A 21,992-nucleotide genomic window follows, 5' to 3' on the forward strand; every position below is an offset into this window, starting at 1 on the left:
GCGCCTGGCACAGAACCGCCCCACCAACGCCAGGTCATGTGCAGACCTCGCCCTTGCACGTCGATCGGAGGTTCGCGCAGGTCGTCGCTGGCGGCTGCTCGCGAGCCGCGATCAAACGGCGCAACTGCGGAACCCTGCGGGCACGTCGTTTCGCCCGGCCGGGAAGAAATTGCGGTAGCCAGCGTGGCGCATGCGCGGCTGGGTGCAGTGCGACGCTCCCTTCAGCACCGGCCGGCCGTCGAACCAGGGCGCTGAGTAGTCACGGTACGGATGCGGCGCGAAGCCTGGGAAGGGGGCGAACGGGCTGGCCGTCCATTCCCACACGTCCCCCCAGCGGAAGGCAGATCCCTCGACAAGTGCGGCGCACTCCCATTCCGCTTCGGTCGGCAGCCGCCGCCCGGCCCAGCGGCACCACGCCTCGGCCTCATGCAGCGTCAGGTGGCAGGCCGCCTCGGCCGGGTTAAGCGCCTGCCAGCGACCGCCGCGCCACTGCTGCCAGCCACCGTCGCCGCGTCGCAGATAGCGGGGGGCCGGCTCGGGCTGGGTCTTAAGCCAGCTTGCGCCCGCATCGGACCAGAGGCGCGCTTGCCCGTAGCCGCCGTCTTCCACGAACGGCAGGTACTCGGCCCAGCGCACCGCCTGCGGATCGATGGAATAACTTGCGAGGCGGAGGTCGACACCGGGTGCTTCGTTGTCGAAGACGAAACCTGCGTTCGTCGCGCCGCCGAGCCGCCAGACCTGCTCGCTGATCGCCAGGGGGAGTGGCGCTGCGGGCAGCGGCCGTGTCTCCCAACGCTTGTCGTCGATCACGATGCCCAAGTTGCGTGCCATGTACAGCGCGGCCTCGTGGTGCATGTCTTCATGAAACAGCGCGAGGCGGTAGAAGTACAACGCGTCGTCGTCGCTGTCGGCGTCGTTCAGCAGGACCAGGGAGCGGTCGAGCTGCCGCGTCAGGTCATCGCGTGTCGCTGCGGCGTCCGGCAAGGGCAGCCGCCAGCGGCTGTCGTGAGGCACGCGACTCGAGTTGTAGAGCTCGTCGGCACCCGGCCTTAAAGACGGTCCGCGCAAAGCTTCCGGGTCGGCCCGAGCTCCGAGACCTCGCTCCGGATTGCGGGCGATCCAGTACTCCTGGAACCAGCCAATATGCCCCAACTCCCACAACGGAGGATTCAGTTCGGCACGCAGCGGCACCCGAAGACCGGGCAGCGCCCGTTCATAGCAGCCGAAGGTGGCCATCGTGTCCGCACGACTCGCGCGCAAGGCATCAGCGAGAAATTCGGGTGAGCCCTGTCGGGCCGCCACCGCCTCTCGCGTTAGGCTCGCATCGTGCATCGTGATTCCCTGGTGATCGTGACGCCTGCGCTGGCATCAGCCAACAACGGCAACTGGCAGACAGCACGCCGCTGGGCGGCCATGCTGCGCTCAGCTTACCGCGTTGACCTGGCGGACCACTGGAGCGCAGGTGATGAAGCGCTGATGATTGCTCTGCACGCCCGGCGCTCGGCCGCGTCTACCGATGCCTGGCGCAGCGCGCATCCCAAGCGCCCGCTGCTGCTGGTACTGACCGGCACCGACCTGTACCGCGATATCGCCTTCGATACCGATGCCCAGCGCGCTCTGCGGCAGGCAGACGCCCTGGTGGTCCTCAATACGCTGGGTGCGCGCAGCCTGCCGCCAGGCCTGCGCGGAAAGGCGCACGTGATCTTGCAGTCATGCGCCGCGCGAGCACCGCAGGCCCGCACCCAGCGTCACCTGCGCGCTTTGATGGTCGGCCACCTTCGCGACGAGAAGGACCCGCGAACCTATTGGCGCGCTGCGCAAAGGCTCGCGTCTCGCCCGGACATCCTGCTGGACCATGTCGGTGCGGCGCTTGATCCGCTACTGGGCGCCGAGGCCGCTGGGCTGGCCGCAGGGCTGGCGCAGTTTCGCTGGCTGGGCGGGCTGCCGCACGGCGAGGTTCGGCGACGCATCCAGGCCGCGCATGTGCTGGTCCATGCCAGCCGCATGGAAGGCGGTGCGCACGTGCTGATCGAAGCCATGCGCAGCGGCACGCCGGTTCTGGCTTCGCGCATCGACGGGAACACGGGCCTGCTGGGGGAGGACTATCCCGGTCTCTTCGAGCCTGGCGATGACAGTGCGCTGGCAGCCCTGCTCGAGCGCGCCCGTGACGATCTGGATATGCTGCCCGATCTGATGGCACGTCTGGCCCCTCGTGCAAGTCGTTTTGCGCCGGAGGCTGAACGTTCCGCACTGCACGACCTTGTTGGCGGGTTGCTGGCCAGCCGACGTAACGAACTCATGCCATGAACGCACCTGCCTGTCCTGCCAATGCCGATGAACCACGCCTCACGTCGCTGTCGCACGGCGGCGGATGCGGCTGCAAGATTGCGCCGGGCGTGCTCTCCGAGATCCTCAAAGGCACCGCCGCGCTCCCGGTGCCCAAGGAGCTGCTGGTGGGCATCGAGACCGCCGACGATGCCGCGGTCTACCAGCTCAACGAGGGTCAGGCGCTGATTGCCACCACCGACTTCTTCATGCCCATCGTCGACGACCCGTATGACTTCGGGCGAATCGCCGCCACGAATGCCATCAGCGACGTCTACGCGATGGGCGGTCGACCGATATTGGCGCTGGCGCTTGTCGGTATGCCAATCAACGTGCTGTCCACGCAAACCATCGGGCGCGTGCTGGAAGGCGGCGCCTCGGTTTGTCGAAGCGCGGGCATTCCCATCGCCGGGGGACACACCATCGATTCGGTCGAGGCAATTTACGGCTTGGTTGCCCTCGGGCTGGTGCATCCGAAGCAGGTCAAGCGCAACGCCGACGCCCAGCCTGGCGACCTGCTGGTGTTGGGCAAGCCACTGGGCGTCGGCGTCATGAGCGCGGCGCTGAAGAAGGGGCAGCTCGATCCAAACGCCTACGCGCTGATGATCGCAACGACGACGCGGCTGAACACACCGGGGCCGGACCTGGCCCACCTGCCCGGGGTGCACGCGCTGACCGACGTCACCGGCTTCGGTCTTGCCGGCCACGCCCTGGAATTGGCTCGTGGTGCTGGCTGCACGGTGGAATTGGATTGGCCGGCAGTGCCTTTGCTCGCCGGCGTGAGTGAGTTGGCAGGGCGTGGGTTTGTGACGGGTGCTTCAGCTCGCAACTGGTCCGGCTATGGGCATGACGTGATCTTGCCGACGGATTTCAGTGCGGACAATCGAGCACTCCTTACCGACCCGCAAACCAGTGGCGGCCTGCTGGTCTCCTGCCATCCCTCCGCACTCGACGAGGTGTTGTCCGTGTTTCGTCGCCACGGGTTCGAGCATGCCGCAGTCGTCGGTCGAGTTACGGCAACGGATGACGCGCCGGCGCTCCGCGTTCTCTGACGCTGTCGTCCCGCCCATGAACAATAGCGTCGATTTCTTCAATCGCCAGTTCCAGCGCCAGACCCAGGGGCAGACGCCTGGCCCCGAGGCCGGCCTGAATCCGTTCGAGCTTGCCGCCCTGCCGCACCTAGGCGGCAAGGTGCTCGACTTCGGCTGCGGCCTGGGTCAACTATCGGTAGCCGCTGCACGGGCCAGCTGCGAGGTGGTCGCGCTCGACGCCAGCCCAGTGGCCGTGAATCACCTTCGCTGCGTCGCCGAGCGGGAGCGGCTGCCGGTCCGTGTGCAGCTCGCTGACCTGCGTTCGTACCGCCTGGAAGAAGACTTCGACGCCATCGTGTCCATCGGGCTGCTCATGTTCTTCGATTGCGAAACCGCCTGGCGTGCGCTCGATCAGATGGAGGCGCATTTGCGCCCAGGCGGCGTGCTGGTCGTCAACGTGCTGGTCAAGGGAACGACCTACATGGATATGTTCGATCCCCAGGGCTACTGCCTGTTCGAGCGCGATGCGCTCATCCATCGCTTCGCGACTTGGGACATCATTTCGTCGACCTTCGATGACTTCCCCGCGCCGGGCGAATTGAAGAAGTCATTCGCGACGATCATTGCGCGCAAGCCGCACCGAGCAGCGACCTGATGGTGCGAGTCGTCACTCGCCCAGTCCGCCTTTTCTGGAGCCTTGATCCAAGAAGCGGGGGCCATGATTTCATTCGTTGACAAACTTGGGCCTGTTCACCACCACGCCGTCGGATCAACCCGTCTGGCCAGAGCGCCTTCTGGGACGAATGGCATCGGGACGGAACCACACTCGCCGCTCCCTCTACAACCTCCCGGCCTCGCGGTCACCCGGCGCAGCAGGACAGTTGCTTCACGTCCTTGCTGAAGGTCTGCGCCGCGAGTTTCAAGCCCTCGACCATCGTCAGATACGGGAACAACTGCTCGGCCAGTTCCTGCGCCGTCATCCGCGCGCGGATCGCCAGTGCCGCGGTTTGGATCAGCTCACCGGCCTCCGGGGCCACTGCCTGCACGCCGATCAGCCGATGGCTGCCTTCCTCGATGACCAATTTGATGAAGCCGCGTGTATCGAAGTTGGCGAGCGCTCGGGGCACGTTGTCTAGGGTGAGCGTGCGACTGTCGGTTTCGATGCCGGCATCGTGTGCCGCCTGCTCGGACAGGCCCACGGTGGCGACCTGCGGATCGGTGAACGCAACCGCCGGCATGGCTGTCAGGTCCAGTGCCGCGTTGCCGCCGGTCATGTTGATCGCGGCGCGCGTACCGGCCGCCGCCGCCACGTAGACGAATTGCGGCTGGTCGGTGCAGTCGCCGCTGGCATAGATATCCGGGGCGCTTGTGCGCATGCCGGGGTCGATCTCGATGGCCCCTTGCTTGTCCACCGTCACCCCGGACGCTTCGAGGTTGAGGCTGTTTGTATTGGGCGTTCGGCCAGTGGCCACCAGCAGCCTGTCGGCGCGCAGTTCGCCTTGGTTGGTGTTCAATACAAACTCGCCGTCCATGTGCGCGACTTGGCTTGCTTGCGCGTGGTCCAGCACCTCGATGCCCTCGGCGCGGAACGCCGCCGTCACGGTTTCGCCGATGGCCGGGTCTTCGCGTGAGAACAGAGTGCTGCGCGCCAGGATCGTGACCTTGGCCCCAAGCCGGGCGAAGGCCTGCGCCAGTTCCACCGCCACCACCGACGAACCGATCACCGCCAACCTCGCGGGAATCGTGTCACTCACCAGCGCCTCGGTTGAAGTCCAGTAAGGTGTGTCCCTGAGGCCGGGAATCGGTGGCACCGCCGCGCCTGCGCCGGTGGCGATAAGGCACCGGTCGAATGAAACTACGTGCTCGCGGCCCTCAATCAGCCGCACGAAGAGGCTGTGGCCGTCCTTGAAGCGGGCTTCGCCCGCAAGCCGCGTGATGGCCGGATTGCCATCCAGGATGCTTTCGTACTTGGCGTAGCGCAGCGCATCGACGCGGGCTTGCTGCTGGACCAGCAGTCGTTCACGAAGGACCACGGGGGCGTTCGCCTGAAGTCCGCCATCGAACGGGCTTTCACGCCGGAGGTGGGCGATGTGGGCAGCGCGGATCATGATCTTCGAGGGCACGCAGCCGACATTGACGCAGGTGCCGCCAATGGTGCCGCGCTCGATCAGCGTCACCCGTGCGCCTCGCTCGACGGCCTTGAGCGCCGCCGCCATCGCGGCCCCGCCGCTGCCGATCACAGCGATATGCAGGCCTCCATCGTGGCTGGCCTTATCGCCGCCGGCGACCCAATCGCGCGCGCGGTCGAGCCGCCCGCCCTTGGGGAGCGGATCCGACGCATCGGCCAGCGCGGCCCGGTAGCCCAGTCCGGCGACGGCCGCAATCAGGGCTTCGGGCGAAGTACCGCCCGCGATGGCGAGCCGGGCGCTGCCCTTGGCGTAGGACACCTCGGCCGATTGCACGCCAGGCACGCTTTCCAGCGCTTGCTTGACATGGACCGCACAGGCATCGCAGGTCATGCCGTTGATCTTCAACTCCGTCATGGCGTCATTCCTCTCGATTCGATGGGGCTCAAGCCAATCAGCCTTGCTTCGCGGGCAGTGCGCAGCCATCAGGTCCGCAACGACGGTTGGCCGGAGATAGCAGGTCCCAGATGGACACGCCGACCATCAAGGCCAGGCCGGTGTAAACGAAACGGGCCGTCCACCAGTTGCCAAGCAGCCAGAAGGTCCCAGCGAACACGAGGGCCGGTCCAATCATGCCGAGCAGGCTGCGGTGCCACTGGCGGTGGCTGATCCATCCGATGGCGTTCGCCAGGAACGCCAGTCCGGCGAACAGCGGCAACAGCTTGGAGATGAACAGGCCCTCGTATTCCTGAAGGAAGCCCAGTCCGACAGCCGCGCCCAAGCTGGCGATCGCGGGAAAACAGGCCGCGCAGCCCGCCGCCGAGACGACGGCACCGAATGCACCCGCTTTATCGGCGATCTGAGCGATTGGCTTCATGCCGTCCTCCCTGGATCAGCGCTTGACGCTGGATGGATAGCCCGCGTCTTCGGTGGCCTTGGCCAGCTTCTGGACGTCGGCCTTGGCGTTGTCGAAGGTGACGACCGCCTCGCGCTTCTCAAAGGTCACATTGACCTGGCTGACGCCCTCGACCTTGGAGAGCGCCTTCTTGACGGTGATCGGGCAGGCGGCGCAGGTCATGCCGGGTACTGCCAGCGTGACGGTCTGGGTAGCGGCCCACACTGGCGCGGTGACTGTGACCAGCGCAAGGGAGGCAGCCAAATTTTTGGCTTGCGCCGAAACTAGCGTTTTCATGATGAACTCCTGATCAATAGAAGAAAGGCAGCACGTAGGGAAAACCAAGCGCGATCAGCACGAGCACGGCCACGATCCAGAAAATCAGCTTGTAGGTGGTACGAACCTGCGGAATCGCGCACACCTCGCCCGGCTTGCAGGCATTCACCGGCCGGTAGATGCGTCGCCAGGCGAAAAACATGGCTACCAATGCCACGCCGATGAAGATCGGCCGGTAGGGCTCCAGCGCAGTCAGGTTGCCGATCCAAGCACCGGAAAAGCCGAGCGTGACCAAGACCAGAGGCCCCAAGCAACAGGTCGAGGCGAGGATGGCGGCCAGCCCTCCGGCGGCCAGAGCGCCACGCCCTGCTTGCGGTTGCGACATCGTGTTTTCCTTTCGAGATTTCGCTTGAAGACTTAATCTTGCTTCCGTAGTCAAGTACGGAGTCAAGCGAAGTGGAAATCCATCTGAAGAACCTGACGATCGGCGCTTTTGCCAACGCCGCTGGGGTCAATGTCGAAACGATCCGGTTCTACCAGCGCAAGGGTCTGCTGCTCGAGCCGGACCGGCCTTACGGCAGCATCCGGCGTTACGGCGGCTCGGACGTGGCGAGGGTGAAATTTGTGAAGTCAGCTCAGCGCTTGGGCTTCAGCCTCGACGAGATCGGCGAGTTGCTGAAGCTCGAAGATGGCGCGCATTGCAGCGAGGCATCAGAGATCGCGGCGCTGCGTCTGGTCGACGTGCGCGCCCGCCTGACGGATCTTGCACGGATGGAAGCTGCCCTGTCGAAACTGGTGGACGAGTGTTGCGCGCGTCATGGCCAGGTGTCGTGCCCGCTGATTGAAGCGTTGCACGGTGACTGAACAATGCTCATGCGACCGACGACACGACGTGTTGGGTTCGTTGGAATTTCCGAAGTTCAGACTTCGTTTTGCCAGGGTTCAAATCGGCGACCGACGCGGGCCATCCCCGGGGGGGTGACGATGGCGCCTCGTTTGATCACGAGTCTCAGGGCATCACCGCCTCGATGGTGAACTGGTAGGCGTTGCCGCCAATCAGCTCGAACGTGGGGCGGTACAAGCCGGGCAACGAGCCGCTCTTGAACTGAACAGTCAGCAGCCCGGGGTTGGGCTTCCCGCCGCCGACCGCAGCCGGATAGGCAGCGTTGCGCTGCACTTCGCCCGACAGCACCGGGCGGCCGTCTGCCCCGATCGGACTGGTGGCTGCCTGCCCGGTGGCGCCTTGGGGTGCCGCGCCAATGATGCCGCCGACGACCTTGTCGACGGCTGGGTCGAGCCGGTGATCCCCGTTGGTGTCCTGCACGAGCAAGCCACCCGTGTACTTCGGGTATCGCGTGAGATCGCGCGCAGCGATGCCCACGCCATTCAATGCTGCACCGTTCGCACCCCACAGGAGCAGGCCCAAGGTCTGCGGCGCCACGGCGCCGGTTGCCACCTTCTGAAAATCGCCGTTCACGCCGGGTGGGAGTTGAAAGTTGGACGGCGCCAGACGCGCCGCAGGCGCTACATCGAGGACTTTGAGCTGGCCCTGCCAACGAGCGGTCGCGCCTCCAGTCGCCGACACCTGAGACACCGAGACCGGGTAGTCGCCCGGCATCGGGTTGAGAAAGGTTCTACCGCGCAGGTGGATGACCTTGATGCCGGGCGCGTTGGCGCCGCTGGCGGGAACATCCACCAGGGCTGTCACTCTCATCGCGTGAGCTGCTTCGTCAAAAGACACGCGGTACTGCCCCGCCAGTCGGACAGCACCCTGGGCCCAGCCCTTCGTGAGCACCAGGTTCGCATCGGTATCGGCCGACACGGACGTCGCCGCGTTGCGCTTGAACGCAGAAGGCATCGACAGCAGCAGGCTGTCGCCGGCACGCAGTGCCAGGCCCGGGGTCGCCGGATTGGCATCAGGAATGAGCATGAAGACAAAGTCTGTAGCCTCGCCCGCGACATTGCCTGCGAACGTGACCGGTGCCGGTGCGGTCATCAGCTGATTGGGGGCGACGGGCGGCACGGTGGCGCAGCCCACCATGAACGCAGCCGCAGCCGCCGAGGCTGCGGAGGTGGAAATCAAGCGAAAGCTCATGGAATTAGCTCCTGTGAAAGTCGTCAGATGCCAACGGTCAGGTTGACCCACGCATCGGGCAGCACGCGCAGCACCTGCGCCTCCAACCACTTGTCGCCACCCGTCAGGATGGCCACGCCCACCAGCCCCAACAGCAGCGCGAAGCCGCGCCGCACGCGGTCGATGCGGGCCAGTACCCAGTCACGCACGCGGACAAAGCCCTTGCGCGAGGCGTAAGCCACGGCCACGAGCGGGAGGGCGGCACCCAGCCCGAAGACGCCGAGCACCACACCACCGCGCGCCACGCCGCCCTCGCTCGCGACCAGGCTCAGCGCCGAGCCCAGCAGCGGCCCTGAGCAGGGACTCCAGACGAGCCCGAGCACGGCGCCCAGCAGCAGCGCACTGGTCAGCGTGCGGCCATCCAGTCGCGACGAGGCGTTCTGCGCCTGGCTGGCGATCGGCAGCATCCACTGGCTGAACCGGTCCCCCAGCGCGGGTACCAGCATCACGACCGCGAAGGCGATCAGCATGGCGGCCCCGGCAACCCGCACGGTGTCCCCATCGATGCCGAGCGCCGGCCCGAGGGCGCCCAGCACCATGCCGATCAACGCGAAAGACAACGTCATCCCGGTGCCCATGGCCAGCGGCGCCAGCCGGTTGCCCTGCAAGGCACTGCCCACCACCAACGGCAGCAGCGGCAGAACACAGGGAGATAGTGTTGTCAGGCTGCCGGCTGCCAGGCTCAGGCCCAGTTGCGGGACGGAAAGTGCGAGGCTCATCAGATCGTCTCGCTCAGAGCGCGGCCTTGAGCGCGTTGCGGATGCCGTCCGCGCTGGTGTCACCGGCCAGGCGGGCGACTTCCTTCGCCCCCTTCAGCACCACCATCGTCGACTGAACACGGATGTTGAAGCGCTTCTTCAGGTCCTTCTCGGTGTCGTAGTTGACGGTAAGCACGGTGAGGTCCAGGCCTTTCTCGTCCTTCATCGACTGCAGTGCCTTGTCCTGGGCGCGGCAGGTCGGGCACCAGTCGGCGTGGAAATGCAGCGCGACGGGTTGCCCCGCCTTCTCAGCCGCAGCCAGGCTTTCGGCCGAATAGGGCTTGATATCCAGGGCATGGACCCACGACACGGCGCCGAGCAACAGCGAAGAGACAATGATGCGAGCGAACTTCATGGATGGACCTTTCATGCGACGGTTGAGTGACAAAACCTTCGACGTGCGGTGCAGGTGCACACGACAGACGTTGCGAAAGGGGAAGTCGTTCGACAGCCGCATGGGGTTACAGCGAAGCGAAATATTTTTTGCGCTGTAACCCCGCAGGCAGATCTGACGAACTCACCGATGAGCGACCCGCGTGACTCCGTTGAGCAACGGCTGCGGCCGCTGTGGCTGGCGGCGCAGGCGGGTGACGAGGCCGCGTACCGGAAGTCGCTCGAGTTGATGTCACAGCGCCTGCGGGCGTACTTCCGGCGTCGCATGTCTGACGCACCGCATGACCTGGAGGATCTCGTGCAGGAAACCTTGCTGGCCGTTCATTTGCAGCGTGGCACGTTCGATGCAGCCGTGCCGGTGACTGCATGGCTGCATGCGATCGCCCGCCACAAGCTGGTCGACCTCTGGCGACGTACGGGTCGCAAGGGCGCCGTGACCGACTCTTTCGATGATCTTGACGAAGCCGCCCATCCGGTTGCGCCCTCTGCAGCGCCGTCGCGCGACCTTGGCGTTCTGCTGGAACGACTGCCACTGGCCATGCGTCGGTCGATCGTGAACACGAAGATCGAAGGGCTGTCGGTGGCCGAGGCGGCGCGGCTGGAGGGCGTGTCGGAATCGTCCGTCAAGGTCAATGTTCATCGCGGACTGCAAAGACTGGCGAAGCTGATCCGGGGAACGCCTTGAGAACGGACGAACTGATCGCTGCACTGGCGACGAACGCGGGGCCGGCTCCCACTCGACGCGGGCCAGCACGCATCACCATCGCGTTGATGGGCGGTGTTTCGGCCAGCACGCTCGCCTGTCTCACCTGCCTGGGCGCCAATCCGGCACTGTTGACGATGGGAACAGGGCTGGCCGTCAAGCTGGCTTACGTGATCGGCGTACTCGCCACAACGGCCTGGTGGCTCGGCCGTGCAGGCAGACCGGGTGCCGACTGGCGCCGCGCTGCGAGCGCTGCGCTGGTCGTCGCGGCCGTCATGGCGTTTTGGGCTGCGATCAGCGTCTGGCAGGCGCCTGCCGACGCCCGCAGCACACTTTTGCTGGGACAGTCCTGGACGTCCTGTCCATGGCGCGTGGCTGTGCTCTCGGTGCCAGCCTGGGCACTGGCCATGTGGGCGCTGAGCGGCATGGCGCCGACCCGACCGCATCTGGCCGGATTTGCTGCGGGTTTGTTTGCCGGCAGTGTCGGCGCCCTGGGCTACGCGATCTTCTGCCCGGAAGTCTCGCCAGCCTTCGTGTCGGCCTGGTACACGCTGGGCATGCTCATTCCTGCCTTCATCGGTGCGCTTGCCGGGCCACGTCTGTTGCGCTGGTAGTCACAGGCCGCGACGAGCGGCCTCTGCTTCGATGGCGTCGAGGTCGGCGGCCCAGTCGATCCGCCTCAAGCTCAGCACTTCGAGGCGGCGATCATCCAGTGCCGTCGCTAAAGCTCTGCGGCGCTCTAGGCGCTTGTCCCTCGCTTCAAGCAACAGCTCGATGCGCGCTTGATAGAAGCGCACGAAGCCGTTGATCCATCGAATGGACGAGGCATGCTCTCCTTCGGGACTCAAGGCGAACCGCTCAACGAAGGACATCGTCGTCTTCGCGTCGAACCAGTGCCCATCGGTCACCCAACGATTGACCGTGAACAGGCCAACGGGCAAACCCCGAGCGTCTAGCGAAATTGCCAACAGATGAGAGGGCGCAGTCCGGGTCCAAGAGGCGCGTCCTTCGCGCAGATAACGCCGTCGTCCCCCTCCGGTAGCGTGCCAGAACAAGTGCAAGTGCCCGTGTTCAAGATCGCCGTCCCGGTGAGCGTGGTAGTAGAACTGGGAGCCGAATCGTCGATCGACCACATCATCGGGCGGATAGTGGTCGTACTCGACGACCTCGCGTCCCTGAACCCAGCTCTGGATCAGGGACCCCGAAGTCTGCGTCGCCGCGCTGAAGGCAGCCACGCTGGCACGCGCCGCCTGCACCGCGACCGCCACCGCATCATCGGTGGCCTGTCGCCAGTGCCGGACCAGAACCGCGTCAGCGCTCATGGCGTGCCTCCTCGCGCGAGATTACTTCTTGGCGCCGCAAGCACCGCACTTCTTGGCCTTGCAGGCACCGCACTTGCTCGCACCGCACTTCTGCACTGCCGTGCAGCCACCGCATTTGCGGGCCCCGCACATCATGGCGCAGCCGCTCAGCGCTGCTGCGGTGACGACAGCTGAAGCCAGGGTGCGCGCCAGGGTGGTGGACATCGAGTTCATGAACGTCTCCTTGTATGAGGTCGGATTGCTTACTTCTTCGCGGCGCAACCGGCGCCGCACTTGGGCTTCACAGCGCCGCACTTTGCCTTGCACGCCGCAGCCTTCGCACCGCACTTCGCACCGCACTTGGCACCGCACTTCGCACCGCACTTCGCACCGCACTTGGCACCGCACTTGGCGCCGCACTTGGCGCCGCACTTGGCGGCATGCTTTGCACCGCATTTCGGAGCGCTGGCCTTGGGGCTGCACTTCGCAGGCGCGCAGCCAGCAGCGAACGCATTGCCGCTGAGCGCGGCTGCGGTCATGACGGCCGATGCCAACGCCTTGGAGAGTTGAGTGGACAGTTGATTCATGATGAAAGTTCCAGGTGGGGTTCAGGGAAAACCACGCAGCGATGCCGCTGGTGGCAAGGATCACCGGACGATTTCGATCGCCCGCGTGATGGGGAGCACGACGCGACTGCTTGCGTCGAGTGCATGGGGGGCTACTCGACCGATCGGCAGCGCTTGGCAATCAAGTGGTCTACCGACACAGCGCCGGGACCGCGGGCGATCAGGTACAGCAGAACAGCAGCCCAGGTTCCGTGTGTGGCGTAGGCGCCGGGGTACACGAACAGCTGGATCACCAGCGTCATGCCCAGAAGTGCCAGCGCCGAGAAGCGCGTTGCCAGCCCCATCAGCAGCAAGACGGGAAACACGTGCTCTCCGAGGGCAGCCATGGGCGCCGCAATCTCTGGGGGGATGAACGGCAGCTTGTACTCGTCCTGGAACAGCGCCAGCGCAGACTCCGACAGATGCGGGATTCCGAGTTTTAAATCTCCCGTGACCAGGTTGATGACGAAGCCCTCGACCTTGGTCTGGCCGGAGTTCCAGAAGACGGCCGCGATGGAAAAGCGTGCGAGGAACGCCACCGGGCTGAGCGGGATACGGGCCAACAGATTCACCAGCGAACTGATGTGTCCAACCAGTCCGCGGGCTGGGCGCGCCTTCTCGACGTTGGTGTCCATGGAGGTGTTGTGCATGGGAGCTCCTGCGGTGGGTCAGCGCAGCTCTAAGGCGGTGACCGCGCCTCGGCTGAACAATGTGGCTAGGAAAGCCACCAGATTGAAATCAGTGGCCTCAGTCTTTGCAGCTTCAAGCGCCACTGCAATCGACGAGGCCGCAGCAACAGCTTGGACAAACTGGGTCGAGGCCGAGTCGGTCGGCAGGACAAGGACATCCAGCGCCTGCCGAAGCACCACGGCGTCCTCACCGACGTTGACGTCGATGTCCTCTAGTCGGAGCTGCCCTTGGTGAGCGGCCCAGATGCTCACCGCGGCAAAAGGCGCGCAAAACACCTGTACCGATGGATGCAGCGAGAGGTAGATCTCGTCCAGAGATGCACCACTGCCGCTCAGCGCCTGCAGTGCCTCTGGCCCGACCGGATCGGCGTCAGCCGAGTGATAGGCCAGCACACGCAACCACTCCAACCTCGCAACATCAGCCAGATAGGGAACTTGCATCGCAGGCGGGAACGCAGCCACGAAGCCGGGGAACTCCCCACCATATTGGGCAAGCACAGGCATGCGCGGAGGAGCAGCGCGGACGAAAGCCGCGCCCATCGCGCGGAAGAACTCCTCTCCGACCAACTGCAGGGCCACGGGAAAGGTGTCGGCAAGCGCATCGATCAGGGAACTCAGGACGTTGTTCCTGTGAACTGCCAGTCGTCGCGCCGGGTCCGATTCATTCCAGGTACGCAAGCCCGTCGGCGTTGAATGACCCGGATCTAGCAGCGCTGGCGCCAAGCGCGCGGGTACCGCTTCGAGCATGCCTGTCATTGCGCGCCCTCTAGACAAAGGTCCGCATTCCGTTCCGACCCGCTCGATAGCAAGAGATCTGCCCGCTGGGCCTCGGCATGCAACTCGGACAGGCTTGGAATGTCCTGATCTCGTTCGAGCAGCGTTGGTACAGGACCCAGCCTGGCCAGCACACTGGCATACAGACCCCAGACCGCGACATCGACAGGCGCCGCATGGCTGTCGATCAGCAAGGGTGCTCCCGCCGCGTCTGCGTCGCGGGTGAAGCCGGCAACATGAACTTCACCGACTGCCGAGAGCGGGAAGTCTGCCAAACTGGCCACAGCATCACGGCCGTGATTGACACAGGACACGTGCAGGTTGTTCACATCGAGAAGCAAGCCGCATCCGGTTCTTGTCACCACCTCCGCCAGGAAGCCGCACTCGCTCATGGACGAGGTTTCGAATTGCACGTACGTGGAAGGGTTCTCGAGCAGCATGCGACGCCCCAGGCGCTCCTGGACATGGTCGATGTGCGAGCAGACACGCTGAAGCGTTGGCCGGTCATAGGCCACGGGCAGCAGATCGTTGTAGAACACGCCGCCATGGCTCGACCAGGCGAGGTGCTCGGAGAACGAGGCTGGCTCATACCGCCGCATGAGCTCGACCAGACGATCCAGATGGGCCTCATCAAGCGGGCCCGCACCCCCGAGATTCAGGGCCACACCGTGAATCGAGAGCGGGTACTGCTCACGGATGCGGCCCAGGAAGTGGTGGTAGGGCCCGCCCGCCACCATGTAGTTCTCGGCATGGACCTCGAAGAACCCAATGTCGGGCTGAACCGCCAGCACCTCGCGGAAGTGCTGGGGCTTCAATCCGATGCCGGCCCTTGGAGGGAGCTTCACGGTTACCTGCGCGGATCCGAAGCGAATCGGGCCGTCAGGCCTTCTTGGCCTTGAAGGCTTGCAGTTGGCCGAACCCAGTGGGCGAGGTCTTCGAGACGGTCTTTTCGCAGGTGCCCTTCGGCACAAAGGCCCAGGCATCACTTTGGTAGTCGACCTTGGAGGTTCCTGCGCAGGTCGTGCCGGCACCGGCGGCGCAGTCGTTCTTGCCCTTCAAGGCGACACCGAAGCACTTTTCCTTTTCAGGGGCCTGAGCGGCTGCAGGCATGGCTGCAAACGCGGCGCCCAGTGCGACGGCGAGCGCCGCGGCGGAAATCTTCGTGGAGGAAGGGCTCGTCATAGAAAGGCTCCAATGGGTCGAATGAAAGAAGGGGCTAGCGCTGATCCCGTCCCCGCCGCTGTCATGAACGGTCAGGTTCGGCTCGCAGTGCCATAGACGCTCAGCCAGCGACGTTCTTACAGCCAGGATGCGGAAATCTTGCGACCTCAACCTGGGGCAAACCCGCCGTCGCTGCGCAATCTCAAGAGCCCACAGCGGTTGTCTCTCGGCGTGCGAGCAGCGCAGCGAGCCGCTGGCGCACCTCCGCGGTCATCGCAGGAATTGGCGTGACCAGGGCAGCATCAAGTGCAGTGTGTGCAGTCGACGTGGGCCACTCGGCAGCCAGTCGCTCGACCGCGCGCCGAAGTAGCCGTTGCGCACGCTCCGCGTTTCCTCGCAGATTGCTGATCGCCATCTCGGCTGTCACGCAGGCCTGGTGGGGATGCCAGCAGTCCCAGTCGGTCGCCAGCGCCAGCGTGGCGTAGGCAATCTCGGCTTCGCGGGCGAGCCGGACTTCGGGCATGTTGGTCATGCCAATCACGGAGGCTCCCATGCCACGAAACCATATCGACTCGGCACGGGTTGAAAACGCGGGACCCTCGATGCAGACGTAGGTGCCCCCGCGATGCAGCCGGATGCCCTGCAAGTCGCATTCACCGAAGGCGTCGGCCATGACTTGCGACAGCACCGGGCACACGGGATCAGCGAGGGACACGTGTGCCACGGCGCCGTCACCGAAGAAGCTGCCCTCGCGGCGGCGAGTCAGGTCGATGAACTGATCTGGCAGCACCATGTCGAGCGGCGCGATCTCTTCCCGCATGGACCCCACGGCAGACACCGAAAGCAGGTACTGCACGCCCAGGGACTTCAAGGCGTAGATGTTGGCGCGGTAAGGAATCTGGCTCGGAATCCAGCTATGACTGCGCCCATGGCGAGCCAGGAATGCGACCTCGACACCGGCCAGTCGGCCCACGCAGATCTTGTCAGACGGCGCACCGAAGGGCGTGTCCAACGTGATCTCCTCAACGTCGGTCAAGCCCGGCATTTGATACAGGCCACTGCCGCCGATGATGCCGATTCGAGCTCGATTCATGAAAGTTTCCGAGTGGTGATGGGTGTTGGACGGCGAGCCTCGTGGGTTCTTACAGGGGCCCGGCAGCACGCAGCTGTGCTACCTGCCGTCTGTAAGGTCTGCGGCGCGATGCGCGTCTATGGCAGCAAAGGCGCTGGCTTCCCCCAGCTCCCCGAGTAGCTCCGCCGCAAAGGTCCTTGATGCGCTTGAACACCCGTTGGCTTCTGATCGGACTGCTCCTGGTCGGCGCAGTGCTGGTCTACCAGTCGGACTTTGCCCAGACGATGACCCTTGCAAGCATCAAGGCACGTCAGGCCGAACTGGAGGCATGGCGACGCGCCAGCCCTTGGTTGGCTGGTCTGATGTTCTTCCTGGGGTACGCGGCGGCGGCTGCCATCTCTTTGCCTGGCGCCGCCTTGATGACCGTGGCGGCCGGGGCCATCTTTGGGCTCGGTTGGGGAACGCTGATCGTGTCGTTCGCCTCCAGTCTGGGCGCAACCCTGGCGTTCCTGAGTTCACGCTGGCTGCTCGGTGCCTGGGTGAATGCTCGGTTCGGGACGCGGATGGCTGCGCTCAACGAGGGTGTGGCCCGGGATGGCGGCTTCTACCTGTTCACGCTGCGCCTGGTGCCGGTGCTGCCGTTCTTCGCAATCAACTTGGGCATGGGCCTGACAGCGATGCGACCGTGGACCTTCTACTGGGTCAGCCAGGTCGGCATGCTGGCCGCGACGCTCGTGTACGTGAACGCCGGGACTCAACTTGCCAACCTGAAGTCGTTGGGCGATGTCCTTTCCCCGGCGATGCTGGGCTCGCTGGTGTTGCTGGGGTTCCTCCCGTGGCTTGCAAAAGGGCTTGCAATAGGGCTTGCGGGCCGGCTGCGCGCGCACAAGGTCTACGCGCGCTGGCCGCGCCCCGGGCATTTCGACCGCAATCTCATCGTCATCGGCGGCGGATCGGCGGGGCTCGTCACGGCCTACATCGCGGCAGCACTCAAGGCACGTGTGACCTTGGTAGAGAAGCACGCCTTGGGTGGCGACTGCCTGAATACCGGCTGCGTGCCATCAAAGGCGCTGATCCGCTCCGCGAAGTTCGTTCATCAGATCCGCCGCGCGAAGGACTTCGGCATCCACGCTGCCGAGGTTAAATACGACTTTGCCGAGGTGATGGAGCGCGTGCAGCGCGTCATCAAAGCCATCGAACCTCACGACTCGGTGGAGCGCTACACCGCACTGGGCGTTGAGGTAGCGCAAGGCGTTGCGCGCGTGATCTCGCCCTGGCAGGTAGAAATCAACCACCGTGATGGTCGCGTTGAACGGCTCACCACCCGCGCCCTGGTGATCGCTGCCGGTGCCAGGCCCTTCGTGCCCCCCATTCCGGGCATCGAGCGTGTGCAGGTGCTGACCTCTGACAACGTCTGGCAGTTGCGCGCGTTGCCGCGTCGTCTGCTGGTGCTGGGTGGCGGCCCGATCGGCTGCGAGTTGGCCCAGGCCTTCGCACGCCTGGGGTCGAAGGTCACCCAGGTCGAAATGGCGGACCGCATCCTGTCGCGAGAGGATGCAGAGGTCTCCGAAACAGTCACGCAGCGCTTCGAGTCAGAAGGCGTGACCGTGTTGACCGGGCACGAGGCCCAGCGCATCGACCTCGAAGGCGATGACAAGTTCCTGGTGGCGATACACCGCAACGAGCATGTGCGAATTCCATTTGATGAACTGCTGGTAGCCGTAGGCCGCCAGGCCAACCTTGCGGGTTACGGGCTGGAGTCCTTGGGAGTTTCAGTCGGTCGTACCGTGGACGTGAACGGCTACCTGCAGACCAACTTCCCGAACATCTACGCGGCAGGTGACGTGGCCGGCCCCTATCAATTCACACACACGGCGGCGCATCAGGCCTGGTACGCCGCAGTCAACGCCTTGTTCTCTCCGTTCAAGAAGTTCCGGGCGGACTACTCTGTCATTCCGGCAGCCACCTTCGTGGAGCCCGAGGTGGCGCGTGTCGGGCTGAATGAACTGGAGGCCAAAGCGCGCGGTACGCCCTACGAAGTGACGCGCTATGGGCTGGATGACCTGGACCGCGCGATCGCGGACGGCGTGGACCATGGCTTCATCAAGGTGCTCACGGTGCCTGGCAAGGATCGCATCCTCGGCGCCACCATCGTGGGTGAGCACGCGGGAGACCTCCTGGCGGAGTTCGTTCTGGCAATGAAGCATGGCATCGGATTGAACCAGTTGCTCGCCACGATCCACATCTACCCGACCCTCGCCGAGGCCAACAAATACGTAGCCGGCAACTGGAAGCGCGCGCACGCGCCTCAAGGGGTTCTCAGAGGGCTGGCGCGGTTCCACCGCTGGCGCCTGGGATGAAAGCAGCACGATGAAGCCACGTCTTTGCATCATCGTCCCGGTATTGAACGAAGGCCCTCAACTGGCCGAACGTCTGAGCGCGCTTCAGATCTTTCGAAATCGCGGTGCGCATGTCGTCGTCGTGGACGGTGGAAGTCATGACGACAGCCTCGCCATCGCTCGCGAGCACGCCGATCTCGCCTTGCTCGCGCCGCGTGGCCGAGCTGCGCAGATGAATGCCGGTGCTGCAGCCTGTCCGGCGCCGGTGCTGCTCTTCCTCCATGCCGACACCGTGCTGCCGGCTCAGGCCGATCAGCTCGTGGCGGATGCATGCCGGCGGTCCATCGCCTGGGGACGCTTCGACGTTCACATCGACAGTGACCGGCCCTTGCTGCATTGGGTGGCCCGGCTGATGAATCTGCGTTCCCGCCTCACCGGCATCGCCACGGGCGACCAGGCGATCTTCATGCGCCAGGAGTTGTTCCAGCAGGTGGGAGGCTTCCCCGATTTGCCGCTCATGGAGGACATCGCGATGTCAACGCTGCTTAACAAACTGAGCGCTCCAGTCTGCCTGCGCACCCAGGTCCGGACATCGGCGCGCCGCTGGGAGAAGCACGGCGCGTGGCGCACCATTTGGCTGATGTGGCGCTTGCGCGCTGCCTACTTTTTCGGCGCCGATCCGGCGCAACTGGCAATTCAATATGGCTACCGTCCGCGCGACCCCCAGTAACCCGGCGCTCAGTCGCGTTCAAGTGGCGATCTTGGCCAAGGCGCCGATCGCCGGCCTGGCCAAGACGCGGCTCATTCCAGCGCTCGGCGCCGCAGGAGCGGCACGGTTACAGCGACAGTTCACACGCGACGCCGTCCGCACCGCACGGGCCGCTGGTCTGGGGCCGGTGACGCTTTGGTGCACGCCGGACATACGCCATCGCTTTTTCCGTGCGCTGGCGCGCTTCGAGGGCGTGCGCTGCCTGACGCAGCCCAGCGGGGATCTGGGCGAGCGCATGCACACGGCCTTCCGTCTGCAGTGTGTTGAAGGGCCGACCCTCCTCATTGGCACCGACTGCCCGGCCTTGCAGCCCCGGCATCTGCGCGAGGCCGCCCAGGCGTTGCTCGCCGGCCACGACGCGGTGTTCTATCCCGCAGAGGATGGTGGCTATGTGCTCGTCGGACTTAGGCGCCCGCAGCCGGCGCTGTTCGAGCGCATGACCTGGAGCACCTCCGCCGTCATGAACGACACGCGCGCCAGAGCGCAGGCACAGAGGCTCGCGGTTCGAGAGTTCGATCCGCTGTGGGACGTGGACCTACCCGATGACCTGACTCGGCTGCGGGCCTGGGTCGCTGACCCCGCATGACGCAACGCCAACTCATCCTGATCGGCGGCGGTCATGCTCATTTGCAGGTGCTGGCCGAATTGGCCCGGCGGCCGATCAATGGCTGGCAGGTGAGCCTGGTGAGTCCATCCCGCCGGCAGATCTACTCCGGAATGCTGCCGGGCTGGATTGCCGGCCACTACCGGTTGGAAGCCTGCTCGATCCAACTCGCCAATCTCGCAGCGCGCGCCGGCGTGACCTTCCATGAAACGGCCGTCATCGAACTGGACGCTGACTCCCGTCACGCGCGCTGTGCCGATGGACGCCTGCTGCACTTCGACCGCCTGTCGATCGACACGGGGCCCGTCGCAGCACTGGCCGCCGTGGCCGGTGCGGCAACTCACGCACTTCCTGTGCGGCCGATCGAAGGATTTGTAGCGGCATGGCCAGCGCTGGTAGACCGCATCCTGAGCCGCTGCGCGCGCTTCGAGCTCGCCATCATCGGGGCAGGTGCGGCAGGGGTGGAATTGGCGTTCGCCATCCGTCAGCGAGCCTGGCGCGACGGCTGGTCACATCTGCGCATCAGTCTGTTGGGGAGCGGATCTTTGCCCCTGGACGGTCTGCCCACCTCGGCGCAACGACGAGCCGAAGCTCTACTTCGCCAACACGGCATACGGTGGATTGGAGAGAGTCGGGTGATCGAAATCTGCCCGGACCATGTGCGGCTGGACGGCGGCGGCAGCCTGCCGGTCGACGCCGCGATGATGGTGACGGGCGCCGCAGCACCCGAATGGCCAGCGCGGGCAGGCTTGAGCACCGACGCACGCGGTTTCATCCGGGTGGGGCCTAGCTTGCAAAGCCGGTCCCACCCCGACGTCTGCGCCGCGGGAGATGTGGCTTGCTATTCAAGCGAGCGTCCCAAGTCGGGTGTCTTCGCCGTGCGCGCCGGCCCCGTGCTGGCGCAGAATCTTCGGGCACTTTGCGAAGGCCGTGCGCCGCGCGGCTGGGAACCCCAGCGGCGCGCCCTCTACCTGATCAGCACGGGCAACCGACAGGCGATTGCCAGCTGGGGTGGCTTTTCATCGTGGGGTCGCTGGACCTGGCGGTGGAAGGACCACATCGATCGCCGCTTCGTGGCGCGCTTGAACGACAAGGACCTCGCATGAGCCTGTTCAGCTTTCTGGGTATCAGCCGCCAGGCCGACGCGCGCGGACTTGGACAGGACCGGTGGGTCCAGCGCGAGCAAATCCTCGCCAGCCTGCTCGTCGTGGCCTGGGTCGTTGAAGCACGCGATCCGTACACCGGTGGGCACCTCTGGCGGGTGTCGCGCTACGCCGGTCTGTTGTGCGAACGCGCCGGCCTGCCCGAACACGAATGCGCCCGAATCGCGATCGGCGGCTTTCTTCACGACCTGGGCAAGGTGGGCATTCCGGATGCGATTCTGCGCAAGCCGGACCGCCTGACCGACGAGGAGTACCAGGTCATCAAGACCCACCCCGAGCAAGGCGCCCGGATGCTTGCTGGACATCCGCTGGCCGACCTCGCGCGCGAGGCGGTTCTTCATCATCACGAGACACCGGATGGACGAGGCTATCCGCGGGGATTGAGCGCCACCGCGATCCCGATGGCCGCCAGGGTGGTCGGCATTTGCGACGCCTTCGACGCGATGACCAGCAGCCGCCCCTACCGCCCCGGGATGCCCGTCTCTATGGCGCTGGACAAGCTTGAAGCAGCGCTGGGTCGGCAATTCGATGAATCCCTGGGCCGCCACATGATGGCGCTGGGCCGCGAGGGGCTTCTCGACCACATCGCCGGTCACAGTGACGATGGCATTCCTCTGAGGACCTGCTTGCGTTGCGGCCCCACCTTGGTGCTCCGGCGGGAGCAGCAGGCGGGAGAGCATGTCTGCTGCTTCAACTGCGGCAGTGACTACCGCCTGGAGGCGGATGTGCACGATGGTTCGCTGAACGCGATTGCCACTGAGCAGCGCGCGAGTGCCGCCGCACTCCAACCCACGCCCGACCTGGCCCTGATCCAGCGCTTCGTGGCCGACACTGCGCGCGAGTTTCTGAAGACGCTCGACGCGGCGTGAGGCGA

At 65.2% G+C, this 21,992-nt stretch carries 26 protein-coding genes; 11 read left to right on the forward strand and 15 right to left on the reverse strand.

The window, feature by feature from the left end:
- Positions 1-111: 111 nt before the first annotated feature.
- The gene (senA, locus tag CDO81_RS24020; RefSeq protein ID WP_088485784.1) at positions 112-1,332 is read right to left on the reverse strand and encodes a selenoneine synthase SenA; all 1,221 of its coding nucleotides are present in this window, start codon (positions 1,330-1,332) and stop codon (positions 112-114) included.
- Here senA and senB point away from each other — a divergent pair.
- Genes senB through CDO81_RS24035 form a run of 3 tightly spaced genes read left to right on the forward strand, consistent with a single transcriptional unit; the run spans position 1,327 to position 4,011 of the window.
- On the forward strand, positions 1,327-2,307 hold the full coding sequence (senB, locus tag CDO81_RS24025) for a selenoneine biosynthesis selenosugar synthase SenB (RefSeq protein ID WP_168928274.1): 981 nt from the start codon (positions 1,327-1,329) through the stop codon (positions 2,305-2,307). The genes senA and senB overlap by 6 nt on opposite strands.
- Positions 2,304-3,377: a selenide, water dikinase SelD gene (gene selD, locus CDO81_RS24030; protein ID WP_088485785.1), complete on the forward strand. Its 1,074-nt coding sequence runs from the start codon at positions 2,304-2,306 to the stop codon at positions 3,375-3,377. Before senB ends, selD begins: the two co-directional genes overlap by 4 nt.
- Complete coding sequence (locus tag CDO81_RS24035) at positions 3,349-4,011, forward strand: SAM-dependent methyltransferase (protein WP_158218407.1); 663 nt, start codon at positions 3,349-3,351, stop codon at positions 4,009-4,011. The genes selD and CDO81_RS24035 overlap by 29 nt, the downstream gene beginning before the upstream one ends.
- Before the next feature lie 205 nt (positions 4,012-4,216).
- On the opposite strand, the gene merA is transcribed toward CDO81_RS24035, so the two are convergent.
- From merA to merT, 4 genes are read right to left on the reverse strand one after another with little or no spacing between them, the layout of a single operon-like run.
- Positions 4,217-5,899, reverse strand: a complete 1,683-nt coding sequence (gene merA, locus CDO81_RS24040) for a mercury(II) reductase (RefSeq protein ID WP_088485787.1) — start codon at positions 5,897-5,899, stop codon at positions 4,217-4,219.
- Between the two features lie 37 nt (positions 5,900-5,936).
- Positions 5,937-6,359, reverse strand: coding sequence for an organomercurial transporter MerC (merC, locus tag CDO81_RS24045; protein ID WP_088485788.1), 423 nt, complete (start codon positions 6,357-6,359; stop codon positions 5,937-5,939).
- Positions 6,360-6,374: 15 nt separating this feature from the next.
- On the reverse strand, positions 6,375-6,674 hold the full coding sequence (gene merP, locus CDO81_RS24050) for a mercury resistance system periplasmic binding protein MerP (protein ID WP_088485789.1): 300 nt from the start codon (positions 6,672-6,674) through the stop codon (positions 6,375-6,377).
- Positions 6,675-6,687: 13 nt separating this feature from the next.
- Positions 6,688-7,038, reverse strand: a complete 351-nt coding sequence (gene merT / locus CDO81_RS24055) for a mercuric ion transporter MerT (protein WP_088485790.1) — start codon at positions 7,036-7,038, stop codon at positions 6,688-6,690.
- A gap of 71 nt (positions 7,039-7,109) precedes the next feature.
- Here merT and merR point away from each other — a divergent pair, with 71 nt between their 5' ends.
- Positions 7,110-7,517 (forward strand): Hg(II)-responsive transcriptional regulator, encoded by a 408-nt coding sequence (gene merR, locus CDO81_RS24060; RefSeq protein ID WP_088485791.1) that lies wholly within the window; start codon positions 7,110-7,112, stop codon positions 7,515-7,517.
- Between the two features lie 145 nt (positions 7,518-7,662).
- Here the strand turns inward: merR and CDO81_RS24065 are convergent, their stop codons facing one another.
- The 3 genes from CDO81_RS24065 to CDO81_RS24075 form a co-directional block, all read right to left on the reverse strand.
- Positions 7,663-8,691 (reverse strand): hypothetical protein, encoded by a 1,029-nt coding sequence (locus CDO81_RS24065; protein ID WP_158218408.1) that lies wholly within the window; start codon positions 8,689-8,691, stop codon positions 7,663-7,665.
- A gap of 80 nt (positions 8,692-8,771) precedes the next feature.
- Positions 8,772-9,506: a cytochrome c biogenesis CcdA family protein gene (locus tag CDO81_RS24070; RefSeq protein WP_088485793.1), complete on the reverse strand. Its 735-nt coding sequence runs from the start codon at positions 9,504-9,506 to the stop codon at positions 8,772-8,774.
- A gap of 13 nt (positions 9,507-9,519) precedes the next feature.
- Positions 9,520-10,002: a thioredoxin family protein gene (locus tag CDO81_RS24075; RefSeq protein WP_241517125.1), complete on the reverse strand. Its 483-nt coding sequence runs from the start codon at positions 10,000-10,002 to the stop codon at positions 9,520-9,522.
- 66 nt (positions 10,003-10,068) lie between these two features.
- Here CDO81_RS24075 and CDO81_RS24080 point away from each other — a divergent pair, with 66 nt between their 5' ends.
- Positions 10,069-10,623 (forward strand): sigma-70 family RNA polymerase sigma factor, encoded by a 555-nt coding sequence (locus tag CDO81_RS24080; RefSeq protein ID WP_088485795.1) that lies wholly within the window; start codon positions 10,069-10,071, stop codon positions 10,621-10,623.
- Positions 10,620-11,255 (forward strand): DUF1109 domain-containing protein, encoded by a 636-nt coding sequence (locus tag CDO81_RS24085; RefSeq protein ID WP_158218409.1) that lies wholly within the window; start codon positions 10,620-10,622, stop codon positions 11,253-11,255. The genes CDO81_RS24080 and CDO81_RS24085 overlap by 4 nt, the downstream gene beginning before the upstream one ends.
- Here CDO81_RS24085 and CDO81_RS24090 read toward each other — a convergent pair whose 3' ends face one another.
- From CDO81_RS24090 to mtnP, 7 genes are all read right to left on the reverse strand, one after another.
- Entirely contained in the window at positions 11,256-11,963 is a 708-nt protein-coding gene (locus CDO81_RS24090) for a DUF6969 family protein (RefSeq protein ID WP_088485797.1), read from the reverse strand.
- Positions 11,964-11,984: 21 nt separating this feature from the next.
- Complete coding sequence (locus CDO81_RS24095; protein ID WP_088485798.1) at positions 11,985-12,176, reverse strand: hypothetical protein; 192 nt, start codon at positions 12,174-12,176, stop codon at positions 11,985-11,987.
- Between the two features lie 484 nt (positions 12,177-12,660).
- Entirely contained in the window at positions 12,661-13,197 is a 537-nt protein-coding gene (locus tag CDO81_RS24105; RefSeq protein WP_241517126.1) for a DoxX family protein, read from the reverse strand.
- Positions 13,198-13,215: 18 nt separating this feature from the next.
- Positions 13,216-13,983: an HvfC/BufC N-terminal domain-containing protein gene (locus CDO81_RS24110; RefSeq protein WP_206602167.1), complete on the reverse strand. Its 768-nt coding sequence runs from the start codon at positions 13,981-13,983 to the stop codon at positions 13,216-13,218.
- Between the two features lie 5 nt (positions 13,984-13,988).
- Entirely contained in the window at positions 13,989-14,855 is an 867-nt protein-coding gene (gene bufB / locus CDO81_RS24115; protein WP_241517127.1) for an MNIO family bufferin maturase, read from the reverse strand.
- Between the two features lie 34 nt (positions 14,856-14,889).
- Positions 14,890-15,192, reverse strand: a complete 303-nt coding sequence (locus CDO81_RS24120; protein ID WP_088485802.1) for a BufA1 family periplasmic bufferin-type metallophore — start codon at positions 15,190-15,192, stop codon at positions 14,890-14,892.
- Positions 15,193-15,373: 181 nt separating this feature from the next.
- Entirely contained in the window at positions 15,374-16,333 is a 960-nt protein-coding gene (gene mtnP, locus CDO81_RS24125; RefSeq protein ID WP_241517128.1) for an S-methyl-5'-thioadenosine phosphorylase, read from the reverse strand.
- A gap of 110 nt (positions 16,334-16,443) precedes the next feature.
- On the opposite strand from mtnP, the gene CDO81_RS24130 reads away from it, so the two are divergent.
- The 5 genes from CDO81_RS24130 to CDO81_RS24150 are packed head-to-tail and all read left to right on the forward strand — an operon-like array spanning position 16,444 to position 21,987.
- Positions 16,444-18,603 carry an FAD-dependent oxidoreductase gene (locus CDO81_RS24130; protein ID WP_193466536.1) on the forward strand — a complete coding sequence of 720 codons (2,160 nt, stop codon included), beginning with the start codon at positions 16,444-16,446 and terminating at the stop codon, positions 18,601-18,603.
- A 10-nt stretch (positions 18,604-18,613) separates the two neighbouring features.
- Positions 18,614-19,312 carry a TIGR04283 family arsenosugar biosynthesis glycosyltransferase gene (locus CDO81_RS24135; protein WP_088485804.1) on the forward strand — a complete coding sequence of 233 codons (699 nt, stop codon included), beginning with the start codon at positions 18,614-18,616 and terminating at the stop codon, positions 19,310-19,312.
- 22 nt (positions 19,313-19,334) lie between these two features.
- Entirely contained in the window at positions 19,335-19,937 is a 603-nt protein-coding gene (locus CDO81_RS24140) for a TIGR04282 family arsenosugar biosynthesis glycosyltransferase (RefSeq protein WP_241517130.1), read from the forward strand.
- The gene (locus CDO81_RS24145) at positions 19,934-21,061 is read left to right on the forward strand and encodes an FAD-dependent oxidoreductase (protein WP_088485806.1); all 1,128 of its coding nucleotides are present in this window, start codon (positions 19,934-19,936) and stop codon (positions 21,059-21,061) included. The genes CDO81_RS24140 and CDO81_RS24145 overlap by 4 nt, the downstream gene beginning before the upstream one ends.
- On the forward strand, positions 21,058-21,987 hold the full coding sequence (locus tag CDO81_RS24150) for an HD-GYP domain-containing protein (RefSeq protein ID WP_088485807.1): 930 nt from the start codon (positions 21,058-21,060) through the stop codon (positions 21,985-21,987). The genes CDO81_RS24145 and CDO81_RS24150 overlap by 4 nt, the downstream gene beginning before the upstream one ends.
- The last annotated feature ends 5 nt before the right edge of the window (positions 21,988-21,992 follow it).

Source organism: Roseateles puraquae, assembly GCF_002205845.1.
GTDB lineage: Bacteria > Pseudomonadota > Gammaproteobacteria > Burkholderiales > Burkholderiaceae_C > Pelomonas > Pelomonas puraquae.

What these genes read in the sequence shown, in the direction of transcription:
- CDO81_RS24080 (WP_088485795.1), top strand. Translation starts at nt 10,069, where the DNA reads ATGAGCGACCCGCGTGACTCCGTTGAGCAACGGCTGCGGCCGCTGTGG.
- CDO81_RS24070 (WP_088485793.1), bottom strand. Translation starts at nt 9,506, where the DNA reads ATGAGCCTCGCACTTTCCGTCCCGCAACTGGGCCTGAGCCTGGCAGCC.
- CDO81_RS24075 (WP_241517125.1), bottom strand. Translation starts at nt 10,002, where the DNA reads ATGCGGCTGTCGAACGACTTCCCCTTTCGCAACGTCTGTCGTGTGCAC.
- CDO81_RS24135 (WP_088485804.1), top strand. Translation starts at nt 18,614, where the DNA reads ATGAAGCCACGTCTTTGCATCATCGTCCCGGTATTGAACGAAGGCCCT.
- CDO81_RS24130 (WP_193466536.1), top strand. Translation starts at nt 16,444, where the DNA reads ATGCGCTTGAACACCCGTTGGCTTCTGATCGGACTGCTCCTGGTCGGC.
- CDO81_RS24105 (WP_241517126.1), bottom strand. Translation starts at nt 13,197, where the DNA reads ATGCACAACACCTCCATGGACACCAACGTCGAGAAGGCGCGCCCAGCC.
- CDO81_RS24120 (WP_088485802.1), bottom strand. Translation starts at nt 15,192, where the DNA reads ATGACGAGCCCTTCCTCCACGAAGATTTCCGCCGCGGCGCTCGCCGTC.
- CDO81_RS24035 (WP_158218407.1), top strand. Translation starts at nt 3,349, where the DNA reads ATGACGCGCCGGCGCTCCGCGTTCTCTGACGCTGTCGTCCCGCCCATG.
- merC (WP_088485788.1), bottom strand. Translation starts at nt 6,359, where the DNA reads ATGAAGCCAATCGCTCAGATCGCCGATAAAGCGGGTGCATTCGGTGCC.
- CDO81_RS24150 (WP_088485807.1), top strand. Translation starts at nt 21,058, where the DNA reads ATGAGCCTGTTCAGCTTTCTGGGTATCAGCCGCCAGGCCGACGCGCGC.
- CDO81_RS24110 (WP_206602167.1), bottom strand. Translation starts at nt 13,983, where the DNA reads ATGCTCGAAGCGGTACCCGCGCGCTTGGCGCCAGCGCTGCTAGATCCG.
- senA (WP_088485784.1), bottom strand. Translation starts at nt 1,332, where the DNA reads ATGCACGATGCGAGCCTAACGCGAGAGGCGGTGGCGGCCCGACAGGGC.
- CDO81_RS24090 (WP_088485797.1), bottom strand. Translation starts at nt 11,963, where the DNA reads ATGAGCGCTGACGCGGTTCTGGTCCGGCACTGGCGACAGGCCACCGAT.
- merA (WP_088485787.1), bottom strand. Translation starts at nt 5,899, where the DNA reads ATGACGGAGTTGAAGATCAACGGCATGACCTGCGATGCCTGTGCGGTC.
- selD (WP_088485785.1), top strand. Translation starts at nt 2,304, where the DNA reads ATGAACGCACCTGCCTGTCCTGCCAATGCCGATGAACCACGCCTCACG.
- merP (WP_088485789.1), bottom strand. Translation starts at nt 6,674, where the DNA reads ATGAAAACGCTAGTTTCGGCGCAAGCCAAAAATTTGGCTGCCTCCCTT.
- merT (WP_088485790.1), bottom strand. Translation starts at nt 7,038, where the DNA reads ATGTCGCAACCGCAAGCAGGGCGTGGCGCTCTGGCCGCCGGAGGGCTG.
- CDO81_RS24095 (WP_088485798.1), bottom strand. Translation starts at nt 12,176, where the DNA reads ATGAACTCGATGTCCACCACCCTGGCGCGCACCCTGGCTTCAGCTGTC.
- CDO81_RS24145 (WP_088485806.1), top strand. Translation starts at nt 19,934, where the DNA reads ATGACGCAACGCCAACTCATCCTGATCGGCGGCGGTCATGCTCATTTG.